Source organism: Streptomyces sp. 2131.1, assembly GCF_900105515.1.
Classification (GTDB): domain Bacteria; phylum Actinomycetota; class Actinomycetes; order Streptomycetales; family Streptomycetaceae; genus Streptomyces; species Streptomyces drozdowiczii.
This window is the reverse complement of sequence record NZ_FNSY01000001.1, coordinates 90,879-107,187: the sequence shown is the minus strand read 5'-3', so window position 1 is coordinate 107,187 and position 16,309 is coordinate 90,879. Positions and strand designations below refer to the sequence as shown.

General features: G+C 69.4%; 13 protein-coding genes and 4 pseudogenes. 10 read left to right on the top strand and 7 right to left on the bottom strand.

Going from position 1 to position 16,309, the window contains the following annotated elements; translation table 11 throughout:
* Nucleotides 1-586: 586 nt before the first annotated feature.
* Nucleotides 587-904 carry an ester cyclase gene (locus BLW14_RS00595; protein WP_256332618.1) on the bottom strand — a complete coding sequence of 106 codons (318 nt, stop codon included), beginning with the start codon at nt 902-904 and terminating at the stop codon, nt 587-589.
* Nucleotides 905-921: 17 nt separating this feature from the next.
* Between BLW14_RS00595 and BLW14_RS34355 the strand changes: the two genes are divergently transcribed.
* Nucleotides 922-1,104, top strand: coding sequence for a hypothetical protein (locus tag BLW14_RS34355; protein ID WP_093703231.1), 183 nt, complete (start codon nt 922-924; stop codon nt 1,102-1,104).
* A gap of 462 nt (nt 1,105-1,566) precedes the next feature.
* Here the strand turns inward: BLW14_RS34355 and BLW14_RS00585 are convergent.
* Nucleotides 1,567-2,001, bottom strand: a pseudogene (locus BLW14_RS00585) (transposase); the annotation flags it as partial.
* 437 nt (nt 2,002-2,438) lie between these two features.
* Between BLW14_RS00585 and BLW14_RS00580 the strand changes: the two are divergent.
* A pseudogene (locus tag BLW14_RS00580) lies at nt 2,439-3,233 on the top strand (IS5 family transposase); the annotation flags it as partial.
* 45 nt (nt 3,234-3,278) lie between these two features.
* On the opposite strand, the gene BLW14_RS00575 reads toward BLW14_RS00580, so the two are convergent.
* Entirely contained in the window at nt 3,279-3,716 is a 438-nt protein-coding gene (locus BLW14_RS00575) for a DUF6924 domain-containing protein (RefSeq protein ID WP_093703229.1), read from the bottom strand.
* Nucleotides 3,717-3,931: 215 nt separating this feature from the next.
* Between BLW14_RS00575 and BLW14_RS00570 the strand changes: the two genes are divergently transcribed.
* Complete coding sequence (locus tag BLW14_RS00570) at nt 3,932-4,612, top strand: DUF5701 family protein (RefSeq protein ID WP_093703228.1); 681 nt, start codon at nt 3,932-3,934, stop codon at nt 4,610-4,612.
* A 165-nt stretch (nt 4,613-4,777) separates the two neighbouring features.
* A pseudogene (locus BLW14_RS00565) lies at nt 4,778-5,099 on the top strand (transposase); the annotation flags it as partial.
* A 53-nt stretch (nt 5,100-5,152) separates the two neighbouring features.
* Here BLW14_RS00565 and BLW14_RS34350 read toward each other — a convergent pair.
* From BLW14_RS34350 to BLW14_RS00545, 4 genes are all read right to left on the bottom strand, one after another.
* Nucleotides 5,153-5,440 (bottom strand): DUF6355 family natural product biosynthesis protein, encoded by a 288-nt coding sequence (locus BLW14_RS34350; RefSeq protein WP_177153863.1) that lies wholly within the window; start codon nt 5,438-5,440, stop codon nt 5,153-5,155.
* 879 nt (nt 5,441-6,319) lie between these two features.
* A complete protein-coding gene (locus BLW14_RS00560; protein ID WP_093703226.1) occupies nt 6,320-6,646 on the bottom strand; it encodes an STAS domain-containing protein in 327 nt (108 codons plus the stop codon).
* Between the two features lie 412 nt (nt 6,647-7,058).
* Nucleotides 7,059-7,334, bottom strand: coding sequence for a hypothetical protein (locus tag BLW14_RS34915; protein ID WP_256332617.1), 276 nt, complete (start codon nt 7,332-7,334; stop codon nt 7,059-7,061).
* A gap of 16 nt (nt 7,335-7,350) precedes the next feature.
* Entirely contained in the window at nt 7,351-7,617 is a 267-nt protein-coding gene (locus BLW14_RS00545) for a hypothetical protein (protein WP_256332616.1), read from the bottom strand.
* Nucleotides 7,618-7,900: 283 nt separating this feature from the next.
* Between BLW14_RS00545 and BLW14_RS00540 the strand changes: the two genes are divergently transcribed.
* The 6 genes and pseudogenes from BLW14_RS00540 to BLW14_RS35600 all read left to right on the top strand — a co-directional run bounded on the left by BLW14_RS00540 (nt 7,901) and on the right by BLW14_RS35600 (nt 16,086).
* Nucleotides 7,901-8,623 carry an SMI1/KNR4 family protein gene (locus BLW14_RS00540; protein ID WP_093703224.1) on the top strand — a complete coding sequence of 241 codons (723 nt, stop codon included), beginning with the start codon at nt 7,901-7,903 and terminating at the stop codon, nt 8,621-8,623.
* 304 nt (nt 8,624-8,927) lie between these two features.
* Nucleotides 8,928-9,080, top strand: a pseudogene (locus BLW14_RS34910) (beta-1,3-glucanase family protein); the annotation flags it as partial.
* Between the two features lie 111 nt (nt 9,081-9,191).
* On the top strand, nt 9,192-9,602 hold the full coding sequence (locus tag BLW14_RS34345; RefSeq protein WP_177153862.1) for a CU044_2847 family protein: 411 nt from the start codon (nt 9,192-9,194) through the stop codon (nt 9,600-9,602).
* Between the two features lie 39 nt (nt 9,603-9,641).
* Nucleotides 9,642-11,591 (top strand): VMAP-C domain-containing protein, encoded by a 1,950-nt coding sequence (locus tag BLW14_RS00530; protein WP_093703220.1) that lies wholly within the window; start codon nt 9,642-9,644, stop codon nt 11,589-11,591.
* Nucleotides 11,588-12,616: an AAA family ATPase gene (locus tag BLW14_RS00525; RefSeq protein ID WP_093703218.1), complete on the top strand. Its 1,029-nt coding sequence runs from the start codon at nt 11,588-11,590 to the stop codon at nt 12,614-12,616. The genes BLW14_RS00530 and BLW14_RS00525 overlap by 4 nt, the downstream gene beginning before the upstream one ends.
* The gene (locus BLW14_RS35600) at nt 12,613-16,086 is read left to right on the top strand and encodes an NYN domain-containing protein (RefSeq protein WP_107468430.1); all 3,474 of its coding nucleotides are present in this window, start codon (nt 12,613-12,615) and stop codon (nt 16,084-16,086) included. Before BLW14_RS00525 ends, BLW14_RS35600 begins: the two co-directional genes overlap by 4 nt.
* The last annotated feature ends 223 nt before the right edge of the window (nt 16,087-16,309 follow it).

Sequence of the window (16,309 nt, the reverse complement as noted above, 5' to 3'; positions counted from 1 at the left end):
GCTCACCCACGTGCTCAGCGAAGTACCTTCCATGACCAGGAGTTGCACCGAAGGATGTGCAGTCCCATGGTGAGAGCGCTCGGTCTTTTCGCCGCGGCGCGTGACGCCCGGAACAGGGAAAACTCGGCGACCGGATCGAGTAGCAGGTCCTCGACGGCGATGATGTCGAAGCCCTGCGTGTCCGCCTCCGGTTCGGTGCTCGGCAGGTAGGCGGCGGCGAACGCGGCGGGGTCTGCCCCTGGTCGAACGGGAGCAGGGCGATCGATCGGTGAACGCCGGCCTCGTGATCGGTCCAGAAGCCGTGCACGGTGACGTCGAATGAGGGCATGCTGCTCAGATGCCTCGGCCAGTGCACGGTGGCGTACTGCTCGAGCGCTTCTGCCGTGCGCAGGGTGTAGATCGTCATCTGATACATGAGCGGATTGCGTTGGGATGACGTGGGTGTCGAGGGCCGTGGCGGGCATGCGGTTGATCGGTGTGCCCGTCCGCGTAGGGGAAGCAGCGGGCGCACGACGAGCAGGCCGGGCCGGCCGGCGGTGGCCGGCCCGGCGAAGCTCTGTGGCCTGCTGGGCGCCGTGCGGTGGTGCTACGCCCCTGTGGCAGCCGTCCTGGCGGCCTCGATCGCCGAAGTGAAGTCGGGGGTGGCCCCGATCTGCGCGAGCAGTACGTGCGCCGCGTTGTAGCAGTTGAACGTTTCGATCTTTCCCTCACGGAGGTACCAAAGGTCCGCCGTCGGCACGTCGATGCGGCTTCCGGTGGGAGGGATGTCGCCGACCGGAGTCGGGAACGCGCCGAGATGCGTCCCCTGAATCCGCAGTTCGACGGCGACGACGTCACCGAGCACATGCACCGCGAGCAGCTCACGGTGGATGTCGGGACTGCAGGGCCTCCTTCGCAGCCTCACACGAGAGCCTGGCCGCCATGATCGAGGACGGTCAGGACAAGGCCGGCCCTCCGCTGAAAAACGTCGTGGCCGGGTATCTGTCCACCGCACACCGTGACGACGCGAACGGCGGCTGTCCCTCCGCCTCCCTGGTCACCGACGCCGTACGGCTGAACGAAGCGGTGCAAAGCGCTTACGCCGAAGGCGTCGAGGCTATCTGACCGGCTTCGCCACCGAGTTCCTGCGTGAAGCCGAGGCAAAGGGCCACGACCCCGACCCGGCCGAAGCCCGCCAGAAGGCCATCCGCCTGCTCAGCGAAATGGTCGGCGCACTGATGATCGCCCGCGCCGTACGCCACGTCGAGCCCGGGCTCTCCGACGAGATTCTGCGGGCCGCCCGTAGTAACACCCTCGACTGATGCGAACTGCGGCTGCTGCGGGGCGCGGAACGACGGTTGTCTCCAACGGCACGGACCACGATCCGCACACGAAGCCTGCGGAGACGCGTCGATCGGTTGGCCCACCGCTCAGGCCTCGTGGTGGCCTCGCAGCTGTCCATGGTTCAAGTGGCGCGATCGAGTGGGCAAGCCGTGTGTCTGCGATGCCGTGGATGGCGGTTTGGCGATGTCCCTATGACTCAAGAACTAAGCGAGGTTCACCGAGGCGCGGCTGGACGAGGAGGCCGACTTGGCGCTTGCGTCCGGCGATCTTCTTGCCCGCGTCGATGCCTTGCCCGGCGGCCGGGACGTTGGCCGAGGTCCTGACGCTCCGGGCGTCCAGCACGCACGCGCTTGGTTCGGCATCTCGGCCTGCGGCCTCCCGAACTAGTCGGCGGAGCAGGCCGTTGAGCTGGTCGAACACGCCGTCCTTCTGCCAGGCAGCGAAGTATCCGTAGACGGTTTCCCATGGCGCGAAGTCGTGGGGAAGGTAGCGCCAGGGGATCCCGGTCCGGCCCACATACAAGACTGCGTCCATGATCCGCCGCAGGTCGTGCTCGGGCGGCCGCCCGATGTCCGGGCCCTTCCCTCGCCGCTCGGCCCGCCAGGCCGACAGAATGGGCTCAAGCAGTTCCCATCGGGCATCGGACAGGTCGCTCGGATACGGCCGCTGTCGGGACATGTTTCGATAGTTCCGTCGGCAGACACGCAGTCACAGGGCGCAAACAGGGGTGACGGGGGCGCCTTGGGATCAGACAGGAGCGAACGGGCGGAAACGTCTCCGGCGATCGAGTCAGCCGTCTCTCACATCACGGACAGCGACCCTAGCTTCAGCAGTCCCAGCTCACTCGGCCACCCATATAGGGCGTCAAACACCCCTGCCGGGATAAAACGCTCTTTAAAAGATCGTTTTATCCCGGCAGGGGTGCTTCATCGCAGTTCAGGTGGCAGAACGGCTCGGGTCGGCTGAGGCTTCGGACGTCTGTTGTGGCAGGCGGGGCGGGTGCCGTCTTTCGAGGGTCCGTTTCGATCCCTTCGCTCCTGTCTGATCCCAACGCGCCCCCGGTCGCGCCTGTTTGCGCCCTGCAACGGGAAGGCCGCCATTGCTACTACAGAAACATGCTTCGCGGACCGCGACCGTATCCGAGCGACCTGTCCGATGCCCGTTGGGAACTGCTGGAACCGACTCTGACGGCCTGGCGACCGAGCGAAGGGGGAAGGGCCTGGACATCGGCCGGCCGCCCGAACACGATCTGCGCCGAATCATGGACGCCAGCCTCTACGTCGACCGGACCAGCATCCCATGGAGGTATCTGCCACACGACTTCGCTCCGTGGGAAACCGTCTACGGATACTTCGCCGCCTGGCAGAAGGACGAGGTCTTCGACCAGCTCAACGGCCTCCTGCGGCGCTTGGTCCGGAAGGCCGAAGGCCGCGATGTCGAGCCCAGCGCCTGCCTTCTCAACGCCCAGAGCGTCAAGACCTAGGCCAATGTGCCCGCGGCCGGCCAGGGCATCGACGCGGGCAAGAAGATCGAGGGCCGCAAACGTCACATAGGCGTCGACACGCTCGGCCTCCTCCTGGGCGTGCTGGTCACCGCCGCCAGCGTCTCCGACAACGCCGGTGGCATCCGAAGGCCACCCCCGCGTCACGAAGGTATGGGCCGACACCGGCTATCGCACCAAGGTCATCGACCACGGCGCCCGCCTGGGCATCGACGTCGAGGTCACCCGCCGCAACCCCGCTCAGAAGGGCTTCAAAGTGATTCCGCGGCCCTGGGTCGTCGAGCGGACCTTCGGCTGGCTCATGCATCACCGCCGTCTCGCCCGCGACTACGAAACCCATCCCCACCGATCCGAAGCCATGATCCGCATCGCGATGATCGACCTGATGAGCCGCAGACTCACGCGTGAAGCCCACGCTGAACTGGCGCGACACATAGCTCCCCCCGGACGAACCTCAGCAGAGAGGCCTCAGCCCCCCGTCAAAGCCGCGGAACGTTCCTGATCCATCAGCGGCATCGGCGAAGTCCGCAAAGTCCATATTGGCGATGCTGAGGTTGGCTGACACGTCAGGAAACCACTGAGCCGGAACCCTGAACGTTCGCCCAGGTTCGTCCGACAGGTCCACGGCCAAAAGAGGGTGATCCGGATCGTCCATCGTGGTCGCGTCCGCAAGGAACAAGTCGATGATCCGGTCGTCTTCTTCCGCAGCAGCTTCTTCGTCCAGCAGTGCCTGGACGTCCACGGCAGCGAAGCGAACGTCGCTGACATACGTGGCGTGGGGATACTCGCCAGCAGCGTCGAGTGCGATACGCACCGCATCCCAGGCCCCGTCGTCACCGAAGTCGGTGCGCAGGATCAGCGACGTTAGGTCACCGGGCTGAGGCAGAGGCATGAACGCGATCCTCTCACCCGGCGCTGACATCGACCCCGGCAGGCTCAGGGCACCCCAACCGCGTCGACGCGACCTCCCAGACCTTGACCGGCTGGTCGGCGTTTCCAAACATCCTTGCTTGGAGAAAACGCTCTTTAAGTAGCAGCAGCAGGAACTTTCCGGTGAGGCGTTTCGTTGCCCCTGAGCTCAGCCACGTTGCTACCTTTAGGAGTCTCGTGCCCGGAACCACGCCAGCCGCCTCCACTCTTGCCTCCGCACTCCCCACGCCCAGCGCGCAGGCGGAACGACTCATCGAACTGGGGGTGCACGAGCTGGCAGGGTTACCTGCCACCGAGCTTCGCACCTTCGCGGCAGCCGCCGAAACCCACACCAGCGACGAAGACGTTCTACTCGCCGTTCACCCGGACCACGCACCCGCCTCCGCCCTGGCGCCGCTGCTCCGCCGTGACGGCAAGGAGGGCTTTGTCGTCACCGACATGGCGGACGTCGACCGCTTCGCCCCACTCGACACGCTTGCGCTGCCCGGCACTCCGCTCTACCTCCTCACCGGCCTCGACCGTGGCGACCAGATGGCCAACTGGAGCCCGGAAGAGGCGCTCCCCGCCATCACCGCAGGTACCCGAACCCCCTTGCTGCTCACCGAAGGCATCCACTGGGTGCTGCAGCAGCCCACCGTCCTCGAACGCAACCACTGCTTCATGACCATTGGCGCTCGCCTGCGCAAAGACAACGGCGCACTCGACGCCCGCACGCCGGCACTCTGGATCAGCAACGGCACCGGCCGCGATGGCCGCGAGCGCCGCAACGCACCCAAGGTCGGCTGGTGCTGGGCAAACAACCGACACACCTGGCTGGGCATCGCTTCCACGACGGGCCGCAGAACCCACAACGCGTAGAAGTACCTCGCAACCCCGGAGCGCGCGGTGGTCGGTGCGGGACCTCCACACGGTGGAGGCGCGAGGCTGCACGGTTCAAGGGGGACCGCTGCCGGCCGGCTCCACGTTGAGGGCTCCGGTCGTGGTCTGTGTGGCATCTCGGTAGCAGTCGCGAGGAGCATGACGTTGCCCGGTAACCGCAACGGCTGCCGGGCCCGGCAGGACTCCGGCGCGAAGGCCGCCAGCGGCACCACTCCCAGGGTGATCACCGACGGCGGCTACCGCGGCACCGGGCCTGACCATCCCGCACCACCGCCGGCACAAGAACGAAGAACTACCAACCTGGAAGGAGGACCACAACGCCTCCCAACTCATGGTCCGCGCCCGCGTCGAGCACACCCTCGCCCACGTGAAAAGCTGGAAGATCCTGCGCGACTGCCGACTCAAAGGCGACGGCGTCCACCACGCCATGCTCGGCATGGCACGCCTCCACAACCTCACTGGATGATGCCGGAGGTCATTCACGGGACAACATCGGGCGGCCCGGAACGGCAGGACGGCTCAGCAGGTGCGGCCGGTGTACCAGGCGCCGTCGATGTCGGAGCTGGAGCCGAGCCAGGTCACGCCGGGCACCACGCACCGTTCACTGTTGGGCCCCCAGTCGTCGACCTCGATGACGATGTGCGAGCCGTCCGAGGTGCAGTGGTTGTAGTAGGCGTCGGAGGAGGTCTCATAAAAGCCGCAGGGATTGGCCGCCGCAGGACCGGCGCTCAGGGTGACGGCGCCGACAGAGGCCAGGGCCAGCGCGAGGGAGGCAAGGACGCTGTTCACGACACGACGAGTTGACAAGGTGAGCTCCGTTCAGTGGGGGGATCGTCGACCGAACTGCTGCCGTTCGTCGATCCGCTGACAATGCGAGGCCCAGGATCACAGCTCCGGGAAGCCGTCTTGATCAACGAAGACCCCCATTCACCCGGCGAATCGATTCACTGCTGCGCCGATCAGTTGATCTCTGCTGGTTAACGGACGGCGTCACTGGACGGCTGCACGTGGCGCACCGCCCGCCCTCGACCGACGCCAGCGGGCGGTGCGCACGCCTTCCAAAGCGCTGCGGCAGGCAGCCTGACACCCCCCAGCCCCTGGACGGCCGGTGCCCGCAGCCCGCAGCGCACCATCCCGCGCCTGGTAGCTCTTACCGCCATCTGTGGGCCGGGGACAAGGCGTACGACGAGGACTAGCACTCCTACGACAGGAAGATTGCCGTCGTCACGGCCACCCTGTACGACCTCCGCGCCCATGGCCCGCACGGCCAGGTCTTCAGTCGCTTGGGCCGCTCCGGCCCGCAGGCCCTGTTCAACGCGATCGGCAGCCGGCCCGTGAGCGCGAGACCCGGCAACGGGAGCGTCAGAAGGCCGAACGCCGGGCGGTGGAGCGGGAAGCGCGGCGTCCGGCGTGTGCGCGCTGTTCGGCGAAGTTCACTGATGAACGCTGGAAGGCGGCCCAGGCCCCCGGCTGGGGCATCCCCCGTGGACACGTACCCCTCCCTCTGTGACCGGTGCAAGCGGCGAACTCTCGTCGCCGTGCAGCTTGCCCAGACGCTTCATCACCGTGCCGAGCGCCACGCCCAGGAAGGCCAGGAGCAGACGGAGCCGGAGCGGCAAAAGCCCGGCCGGTGGTTCTCGCGTCGGCGCACCTGAGGCTGCTGGGGACTGTGTGAGGCCACCACCGTCAGGGGTGGCTGGCTTGCTGGGCGGCTTCGAGGGTGGGGCAGCGGTTGAGGAAGGTGTCGGCGCCGACGACGTGCAGGAGGCGTTGCACGGGATAGAACGGGTTGGCGATTTCGAGGTCGCCCTGGTCGTGGAGGGTCAGGACCAGGCGCAGGAACGAGGAGTCGGCGAACTCGATGCCGCTCGCGTCGAGGATCAGCGCACCGTGCTGGGCGAGCGCGGTGACGGCCTGGGCTTGGAGCGGGGGCAGGGCGTCGATGTCGACGCCTCCGTGCGGGGCCAGTACCGGCACCGCCCCCGCCGGCTCACGGGTTTCAGGGCTCGTCATGTGAAGGACCTCGCACCCCGGCATATGCGGTGCCCGACGAAGTTGATGTCGGGATGGATGCATACGAAGCCGCCGGGGCAGGCGATCTTGTCCTGGGGTGCGGCGGCTGGGCCCGGGCTGGTGGCGTGAGCTGGGGTCAGGCCGGTGAGGGGCCGCAAGGATGACAGGGACGGCGGCCGCGAGGAGCACGCTGGTGCTGGGCTGCCGGGTACGCAGGAGAGTCATGGCAGCTACCTGTCCTCGCGAAACGGTTCGCTACTCCGCCTCCGGCCGATGTTCGCCCGCACGGGCCAGCGTGCGGGGCTCTTGCTCGGCGGGATGAAGGCGTCAGCGCTGCCGGCATCCTCGACGTGCCCCTGAGTATCGACCGCGATGGCTGTCGCCCGGCCCTGTGAGGTCAGCACCTGTTCCGTCAGCGGCGTTCCTCCGGTGCCTTCGTCTGTCCAGTGGACCTGCCACCCTCCACCAGGTACCGCGGCCACGACCTGGTCGGCTCGCTCCAGTGCGAGAAGTCCTCATAGTCCGTCACCGCCCGCAGGGCACCACGCATGGGGTCGACGACCAGCGCCGTCCCGGCCACCTGGTCCCAGCCCTCCACACGCACCGTGCGGCCGGTCTCGGTGTCGGTGCTGTTGAAGATCGCGGTCCAGCCGGTCTGATTGAAATGGCGCAGAGACACCTCCATCATCTCGATCCACGACGCTTCAAGACGGCTTCGCTGTCCGGGGTGCATCCCCCCGGGGGTCAGACTGCGACGAAACCAGCGTCGTGGCGACGGACCACCTTCCAAGACCCTGCGCCAGGAGCGTCATCTCCACGAAGGTGCTGATGAGGCCCTCTTCGCTGAGGTCGGCCGCCCCCAGCCGGGCCTCGCCCAGGGACAGGCCGTTCATCTCCCGCAGAACCGGAACGAGACTGCCGCCCTTACCGTCCAGACGCAGCCGAACCGCCCCGTACTCAGCCAGCAGCACTTGCCTGACTTCCTGGGGGCCAGCCCCGTACCCGTCTCGCACCACCCCTCGGGGCACTCCTGACACCGCCCCTCGATGCCCCAGCGCAGCTGGCCCCGTTCGATGAACTGACCGACGTCACGTACCAGCTGGCTTCGTTGGTGTGAGATGAGAACGATTGACGCCGAGTGCAGGCAACAGATGTTGATCAAGCAGGTCGAGAATGTTGCCTGATTTCAGAAACAGCGGGTCGCCGTGTCAGGGCGCGAAGTGGGCTGATGAGCGGGACGGATATCGTCCTGGCGTGACACATGAGTTCGATCTTGCCGCGTCGCTCGCCAGCGGCGTCGGGGGCCGTAGTGGTGCATGGACCTTCATCCAGGGCTTCACCGCCCACTGGGTCGGTGCCGCCCTGGGAAGCGATGACGGATGGACGGAAGCCGACCTCGACGCTGCCGAGGAGAGGCTGGGTGTCCGGCTGCCGGCGGCGTTGCGCGAGGCGTATCTGCTCTTCGGACGTCGGCTGGATCTCACCAGCAACCACGATGTGCTGCTCGGCCCTGCAGAACTGTATGTCGATGAAGGCAAGGAGGCGCTGGTCTTCCGTCACGAGAATCAGGGGGCCGCATCCTGGGGCATCCTCCTCGACAGCCTCCAGGATGACGATCCTGCAGTGCTCATCCGGCTTGATCTTGCTGACAAGAGCGCCGAGCGGTGGGCGGGTTGGCTGGAGCGTCTTTCCCTTTGTTTCGTTGAGATCATCTTGTCGGAGTCCCTGCAGGCCGATGAAGAGCTCTGCGACTTCCTCGCCCCGGATGTCGGCAGCCTCGAGCTCCTGGAGCGGAACTACGTCCGACTGCCGTTCCCGGCATACCCCATCGGCGAGGAGACCCGGTGGTTCCTGGGCCAAGACGCCCTTTTGCGCGACGACGACGGCGCGGCCATCCTGGCCCGCGGCAGGACGGCAGAAGACCTTGACCGCATTCGTGACCTGATCCCGGGCGACTGGCTCAACGACTATCGCTGACCGGGCCGAAGACTCCTGGCGGCTGCCCCGAGCGGGAAAATGACCACATCCGTCGGGTGCCGGTCGCAGGGTTGTCAGGAAGCGTGCCGCCGACAAACGCACGGCCTAACGACCTCGTGCACGCTTGGCGCTGAGACGTCGAGCGCTGCCTGGTCGATCATGGCTGCGTGGTGGGGAACGCGATGCGCACAGCGATCATCAGCGACCGGAAGATCGCAGGCCTGTCGGCAGCTGTGATCGCTGAACTCCTGGCCGGGGTCGGCGTGTTGTGGCAAGAGCGGCTTCCAGGCGCCGGTGCGCGCAGCTCACCCGCCACTTTCGGAACCACGCCAAGACCATCCACGTCGCCACCCAGGAGGGTCGTGCCTACGGCTTCGCCTTCAATGACGTGGCTGACTTCGCCTCGTACATCCAGGACACGGCTCCCACCGGCATCCAGCTGACGCGCACGGCTTTCCAGGACCCACACGGGGAGGACGCCGCCGCCTGCCTGGCGGCGGCCTCTCCCGTCCCCCGACGTCGTAGGATGTCCGGCAGCGCGACTGTCACACCGTTCCTGAGGGGGACCTTGGCACAGCAGCAGCCGGTCGAACTCACCATGCCCGACGGGCAGACGGTGTGGGCCATGGTGGAGCGGCAGGGGGTGCGGGACACCGGTCTCGGCGACCAGGTCGCCCAACGTGTCGAAGGCTTCCAGGAGTCACTGCGCACCGTCGCGGAGAACGTGCGTGCCGCAGTGGCGGCCACCCGGCCCGGCGAGGTGAGCGTCGAGTTCGGACTCGAACTGGCCGCCGGCAAGAACGGAGTGGTCGCCGCGATCACGGGTGTCGGGGGCAAGGCCACGTTTAAGGTGGCGCTGAAGTGGACGGCGTCGGAGCTCACACCGGCCGCCGCGCCTCCCCAGCCCGATCCCGTTACCCCGTCCTCCGCTCCTCCCCCGAACGCTCCTGCCGCGCCCGCGTCACCCAACGCGGCGTGAGGCCGTCCCGCTCCACCCTCCGAGACTCCGACGGTCGCCATGCGAGGATTCAGCCCGATCGCCGCGCTCCAGGAACTCCTGGAGGAATGCCGCGTGTTCGTCGACGGCGCGAGTGACGGAACCGGATTCTTCGTTGCCCCCGGGTTCGTCGTCTCCTGCGCCCACGTGGCCGGGGGCGAAGCGGGGCTGCCCGTACGGGTGCGCTGGTGCGGCCGGGACCACGAGGGCGTGGTCAGGGCGGCCTCTGCGGACACACCCGACCGTGGCGGCGTTCTGTACGCGTTTCCCGATCTGGCCGTCGTAGAACTGCTCGAACCGCCCGACGGCCATCCCTGTGTGTGGCTGGACATGGCCGGACCCGCGCAGGGGACGGCCCTGACGGCGCTGGGTTTCACCGACACGCTGGAGGCCAACGCGGCCGCGCCGCGCCGGGTGATGCTGACGGCCGGCGGCCGTACCGCCCAGGCGGGCGGCCAGTTGCTGGAACTCGTCGCGGGCGAGATCAATCCGGGTCTGTCGGGAGGTCCCGTGCTCGACCACGCCGGAACCGGGGTGTGCGCGGTCGTCAAAGCCACCCGCCGGGAGGAGACCACGATGGGCGGGTACGCGGTCCCGGTCGACGCGCTGCGGCTTATCGACCCGCAGGTGTACCGGACCGTCATCGAGGGGCACGACCGCTTCCACCGAACGGACCCGCGGTGGCACACGCTTTCCGACCGGGTGGAACAGGACCTCTTCGGCGAGGTCAGCGCCGAGCGGACCGACGACCGGTGCTTTCTCGGCCTGCTCGCCGCCCTGCCCGACCCTCAAGACACCGCGGATTCGCACTCCTCGGCATTCCTGGCTGCCGCCGCACCCGGCACACAGCTGCCGGATCGCCCCCTGCTGACCCGCCGCGACGTGTACACGGAGCTGACCGCCCGCCTCGCCCCGCCCCCCGGCGAACTGCCCTACGAACTCGCCTACTGCGCCGACCTGGCCCGTGAGGCGCAGAGGCCACCGGCCGCCTCCTCTGAGGCGGTGGCCGCGTTGCGCGACCAAGTGCTGATCGCCGCCGGCCGGCTCGGACTGGGCGCCGCTGTGCAGGCACGGCTGGCCTGCGAGGGCGACGCGGTGAGGCGACCGTCCGTGATCGGCAGGGTCCGCCACTCGCTGCGGGACCGGAGCCTGTACCACGTAATGACCTGGCGGTACCGCTCGCCGCACGACATCGTGCCGGGCACACCGGAATCCGCGGCCCTGCCGCTGAGGGAGGCGCTCGCCCTGCTGTCCGGCCTGCTGGCCCGGCAGGTCGAACTGATCGGTGACACCGTGCGGCGCCGGGGGCTGGTCGAGCTGATCCTGCCCCGCGAGATCCTCGACGAGGACTTTGCGGCCTGGAAGCTGTGGCCGGACGTCGGCTACTGGTCGCTGGGCCGCAAGTACGACCTGGTGGTAAGGCCGTTGGAACGACACGAGGCCCCGCACCTGCACGCCGCCTGGGAGGAGCGCTGGCGCCACCTGGAGGGCAAGCGGGTGGGTGAGGCGCTGGTCTGCGTCTGCGGGCGCGACCGCCAGAGTCAGGCGGCACTCGACGCCACGTTCAACAACGACCCTGCGCTGGCCGCGCTGGCGCTGGCCGGGTCGCCGGGCCGGCCACCGGTCGCCGACGCGTACACGGTCGCGCTCACCTCGGGAGTGCCGATGATGCTGTGGCGGCGGGGTTCCGCACCCGGCCCGCCGGTCTGCGGCAGCCCCTGCGGCATACCGGGCCGGGACACGTGTCCCGACGCGGCGTTCCTCACCCGGGCACGCGAGTCCCTCGCCGCCACGGCGCGGGACAAGGTGCCCGACCGGATCTGCAAGCTGCGCAACGACGCCGAGATCGAGGCGGAGGGCGAGGACCACATCGGTGAGCACGTCGTCCTGCTGTGGGACGACCCGAGCCGGCTGATCCCGCGTACTTCCCTGGTCCCGGCTCCAACCGTCGAGGAAGGACAGACCCGTTGAGCGAGTGGAGGATCTATCGGGGTGTCGGTGACCCGCACGACGGGATCGACCGCCTGCCCGATCCGCCGCCGTGGCGCGACTTCGGGGACGAGCGGGACGAAGTCACACCTTTCGTCCGGGAGGTGCCTCCCCAGGGCCGGCGCCGACTGCCGAGTGCCGCGGCCTACCAAGCCGACGACAGCATCGTCGAAGCCGTCAATACGGCCCTGTATCTGCGCAGGCCGCTGCTGGTGACCGGGGACCCCGGTGTCGGCAAGTCGACGCTGGCGGACGCGGTGGCGAGCGAGCTGAGACTGGGCGGCGTGCTGCGCTGGCCTGTGAACAGCAAGACGACACTGCGCGACGGGCTGTACCTGTACGACTCTCTGGGCCGACTGGAGGAGGCAGGGGTGGCCCGGCACCGGGCCCGCCCGGAGGGACACCCGGCGGCGCCCGCGGATCTCGGCCGGTTCGTCAGCCTGGGCCCGCTGGGCACCGCGCTGGCACCGTACGCGCTGCCCCGGGTCTTGCTGATCGACGAGATCGACAAGAGTGACATCGACCTGCCGAACGACCTTCTCGACGTCTTTGAGGAGGGAGGCTTCGAGATCCCGGAGCTGGCGCGGGCCGCGGACACGCACGCGACGGTCACGGTCCGGCCGGCCGACGGCGGCGCCCACGTCACGGTGCGCAATGGCACGGTCCGGTGCCGCGCCTTCCCGTTCGTCGTCCTGACCAGCAATGGGGAACGTGAGTTTCCGCCCGCCTTCCTGAGGCGGTGCGTCCGCCTCCAACTGCCGTCTGTCACCACGGATGAGACGCGGCTGCGGGCGATCGTGCGCGCCCATCTGCCTGGCGCCGACGAGCAGGCCGAAGCCGTCATCGGGCTGTTCCTGGAACGTGCGGCGACCGGTGAGCTCGCCACCGACCAACTGCTCAACGCCGTGTACCTGATGAGCAGGACTGTCCAAGAGGGCGCGCCGGATCCCGACGGGATCGCACGGCTGGTGCTCCAGCACCTGAACGTGACGGCCCCCGTCGAGTGATCAGCGAGCGCGGCGGCATCGCACGGTTCGGCGCGCTGCTCGGCGCACTCGACCCGCAGGGGTCACCGGCCGGCTCGCGGGAGGTCGCCGAGCTGCTGTGGCTTGCCGCGAACCTCCCTCCTGGGGCCGTCGTCAGGTCCGAGCCGCCGTCCGCCGAGGCCGCCGGTGGGCCGGCTCAGCCGTCACCGGACCACGCGGAGATCGAGCCCGGTGCTACGGCGGCGGACGGCCACGAGGACGGCGCGAAGGGGGACGGCCGCCTGTACCTGCCGGACGCCGACGCGCCGGGCGCCGAGGGCGCGCTCCTTCATCCCGCCTCGCCCGTCCGGGTGGCCGGAGCGTCCGCGCTGCCGCGCCGGCGTGCCCTGGCCAGATCGCTGCGGCCGCTCAAACGCCGGGTCCCCTCGACCACGCGGCTCGTTCTCGACGAGGACGCCACCGCGGAGCGTATCGCCGACGAGGCCCCGTGGATGCCCGTCCTCGTCCCCGCCCGGGACCGGTGGCTGGACCTCGCGCTCGTCCTCGACGTCCACGGCGACGGCGCCGCCCTGTGGCAGCCACTGGGCCGCGAACTGCTGGGGATGCTCCAGGAGCTGGGCGCCTTCCGTGACATCCGCACGTACTGGCTGCGCCGTCGCCTCGACGGTTCCCCCGGGCTGGCCACCGGCCCGCACCGCGTGCCGCGTTCGCCGGCCACCGCGAGCGATCCCACCGGACGCACCGTCACCCTGCTCCTGACCGACGGAGTCGATCCGGGCTGGGGCGGCGACGCCCTGCGCGGGGTGCTGCGGCAGTGGGCCCGCAACGGCCCGGCGGCGATCCTCCAGGCGCTGCCCGAGCATCTGTGGGGACAGACGGCGCTGGCACCGGAGCCGGGACGCTTCCGCAGCGCCGAGTCGGGCAGGTCACCCGCGCGGTTGCGCTTCACCCCGTACATGCTGGGCGCACGCGCGCCGCAGCAGGGCGAGGTCGCGGTGCCGGTGCTGGCCATCTGCCCGGAGTGGCTGGCGCCGTGGGCCCGTGCGGTGGGCGGCGCCGGCGAGTTCGACGGGGCGGCGGTGCGTCTGCCCGCAGGCGCTACCGCGGCCTCTGGCCCCCTCATGCCGCCGCCCACCCGGCAGCCGGTCGGCTTCGAGGAGTTCCTGGCGCAGTCCCAGCCCCGGCCGTTCCGTCTCGCGGCCTACCTGTCCGCCGCCCCGCTCAACCTCGCGGTCATGCGACTGGTGCAGTCGGCGATGCTGCCGGACAGCCCGCCGTCGGACCTGGCCGAGGTCGTGTTCAGCGGCCTCTTGCGCAGGCTCCCCACAGCGGGCGCGGCCGACGATCCGCTCCAGCAGGCGTACGAGTTCACTCCGGGTGTCCGCGAACGCCTGCTGAGCACCCTGCGCCGCGACGAAGCCGACCAGGTCATCGCCAGTGTCTCCGCCTACGTCGAGCGCAACGTGCCGGCCGGCGCCCCACGCTTCACCGCGGCGTTCGCCGACCCGGACGGCACCATGCTCCTGCCGGCCGGCGCGCGGCACTGGGCCGACGTACAGAACCTGGTGCGCCGTCGCCGACGGCGCAGGTCCTCGGCCCCGGCGACCGCACCGGCCGGCCCCACGAACCCGGGCAGGGGGCCCGCACCCCAGCATGGCACTCGGGCGGCCGACGAGCGGCCCGCCGTCGTACGGCCCGACGACCTGCCCGCACCGCCGCCGGACGCCACCCCTGCTGAAGTGCCGTCCCCGCCCCGGCCGGACGGCAGCGGCCGCCGCTTCCTGATCGCCATCGGGGTCTCCCGGTACGGGGCCCCCCGCACGGGAGCGCTTCCCGGGGTGACCGCGGACGTGGCACGGGTGCGCGCGGAATTCGAAGCGCACGGGTACACCGCCGTGCTGCCCGAGCTGGCGCACGACCCCACGGCGTCGGTCGTGCTGCGCTCCATCGAGTCCTGGGTACGAGGCGGCCGCCTGCGCACCGGAGACGCGGTGGTCGTCTACTTTGCGGGCCATGCGTTCAGTTCGGACAGAGAGGCCACGCTCATGACCTTTGACAGCGACTGGGCCGACGGACCGGACGGAGCCCGGGGCGTCACCGTCGCGCAGTTGCATCGGGCCTTCTCGGGCGCGCGAGGCGGCTTGCTGTTCGTCCTCGACACCTGCTATCCGTCCGTCTCCACCGTTCGGCCCGGCACTGGGAAAACCCCGCAACCCCCGCTGTGGCTCCTGTCGTGCGTACAGGTCGTGGAGGACAAGCGCGGAAGCACCTTCGCCCGGGCGCTCACCGCAGAACTCGCGGACGTCAGGCACGGTTCCGCGAGCCCGGCGGATCTGCCGGAACTGGCCTCGCGCATCGGGGTGCGGATGAGGCGCGAGCAGGGGGCGCAGAATCCGGGCATGGTGTGCTGGGGCCCGGTCGACGAGTCCGGCTTCGACCGCTTCTTCGCGGGATCGAGCCGGTCGGTGACCACGACGCACACGTTGACGACCGACATGCTCCTGCTTCCGACCTCCGATCAGGCGAACGCCATGAGGTCCGTCTCGGACTGGCTGCGGCGGCGGCCGGACGACCGTCGGCCCAGGATCGTGACAGGGGACCCCGGCTGGGGCAAGACGACGCTTCTCGGGCTCCTCGACCCGCACCTCTCCGGCGCCGAGGACCGGGAATCCGACGGTGGCGGGAGGGTCAGGACCGTCCTGCTGGACGCGGCGCGCACCAGCGCGGGCGACCTGTGGCGGGCCCTGGCCGGCCGGCTGGATCTGCCCGGCGACTCCCCCGAGGAGTGGACGGCCCGACTGGCCGATCCGGCGGACATGGTGGTCGTACTCCTGGACAACCTTCAGGAGTGCCGTCCCGGCACGCGCCGCAACATCGTCGAGAGCCTGATCCGTCCGTTGCGGCCGTTGCCGCGCGTACGGTTCGTGATCAGCGCGGACTCCCTTCTGTCTGTGCCCGAGTTGGGTACCGACGTGGAGATCCTGCGTCTCGACGACCGGGGGCAGCGGGGGAGTGCCGAGGCCGGTGCCCGGCGCGCGCTGCATGAGACCGACCCCGCCGTTCTCGACGCACTGCTGGCCCTGCCCCGGGTGCACCTCATCATCGACGGCTCCAACGTAGCCATGTCCGGCTACCCGGAACTACCCCTGGACGCCCAGAGGTTCAGGCTGCTCGACGCACTCGCAGCCCGCGCCGTGCCGACCGGGGCCGAGACCACCTGCGTCTTCGACCGCCCCGAAGCGGAGGCGGGGACCGAGCCGGTGACACCGCGCGGGGTACGGGTGCTGTTCCCCGGGCTCGGCACCACCAGTGATGAGTTCGTCCACCGGCTCGTGGCGGCGGAGCCCCCCGGCCGACCGATCGTCGTGGTGTCGACGGACCGCGAGGTGGCCGTCCGGGCGGTGCGGGCGGGAGCACGTCCGGTGAACGCGGCCGTGCTGCTGGCCTGGCTCTCGCGTGAAAATCCTGAATCGACGGTCGACAGGAAGTGAACCGCACCGCAGTGAGGCACGGCCACCGGGGGAGCAATGCTCAGGACCTGTGGATCGGGGCTCGGGTGGCACGCGAAGGGCGTACCTTCCCGAGTGATCAACGCCCGGGATCCGACCAGCCAGCCACTGGAACGGCCCCGTCGCCTCCGGATCTGTCAGGAACCGCTCAAGCACCGGAGGATCCCCCTCGGCCGCTGGACGCAATATGACCGGATCGTTGCTC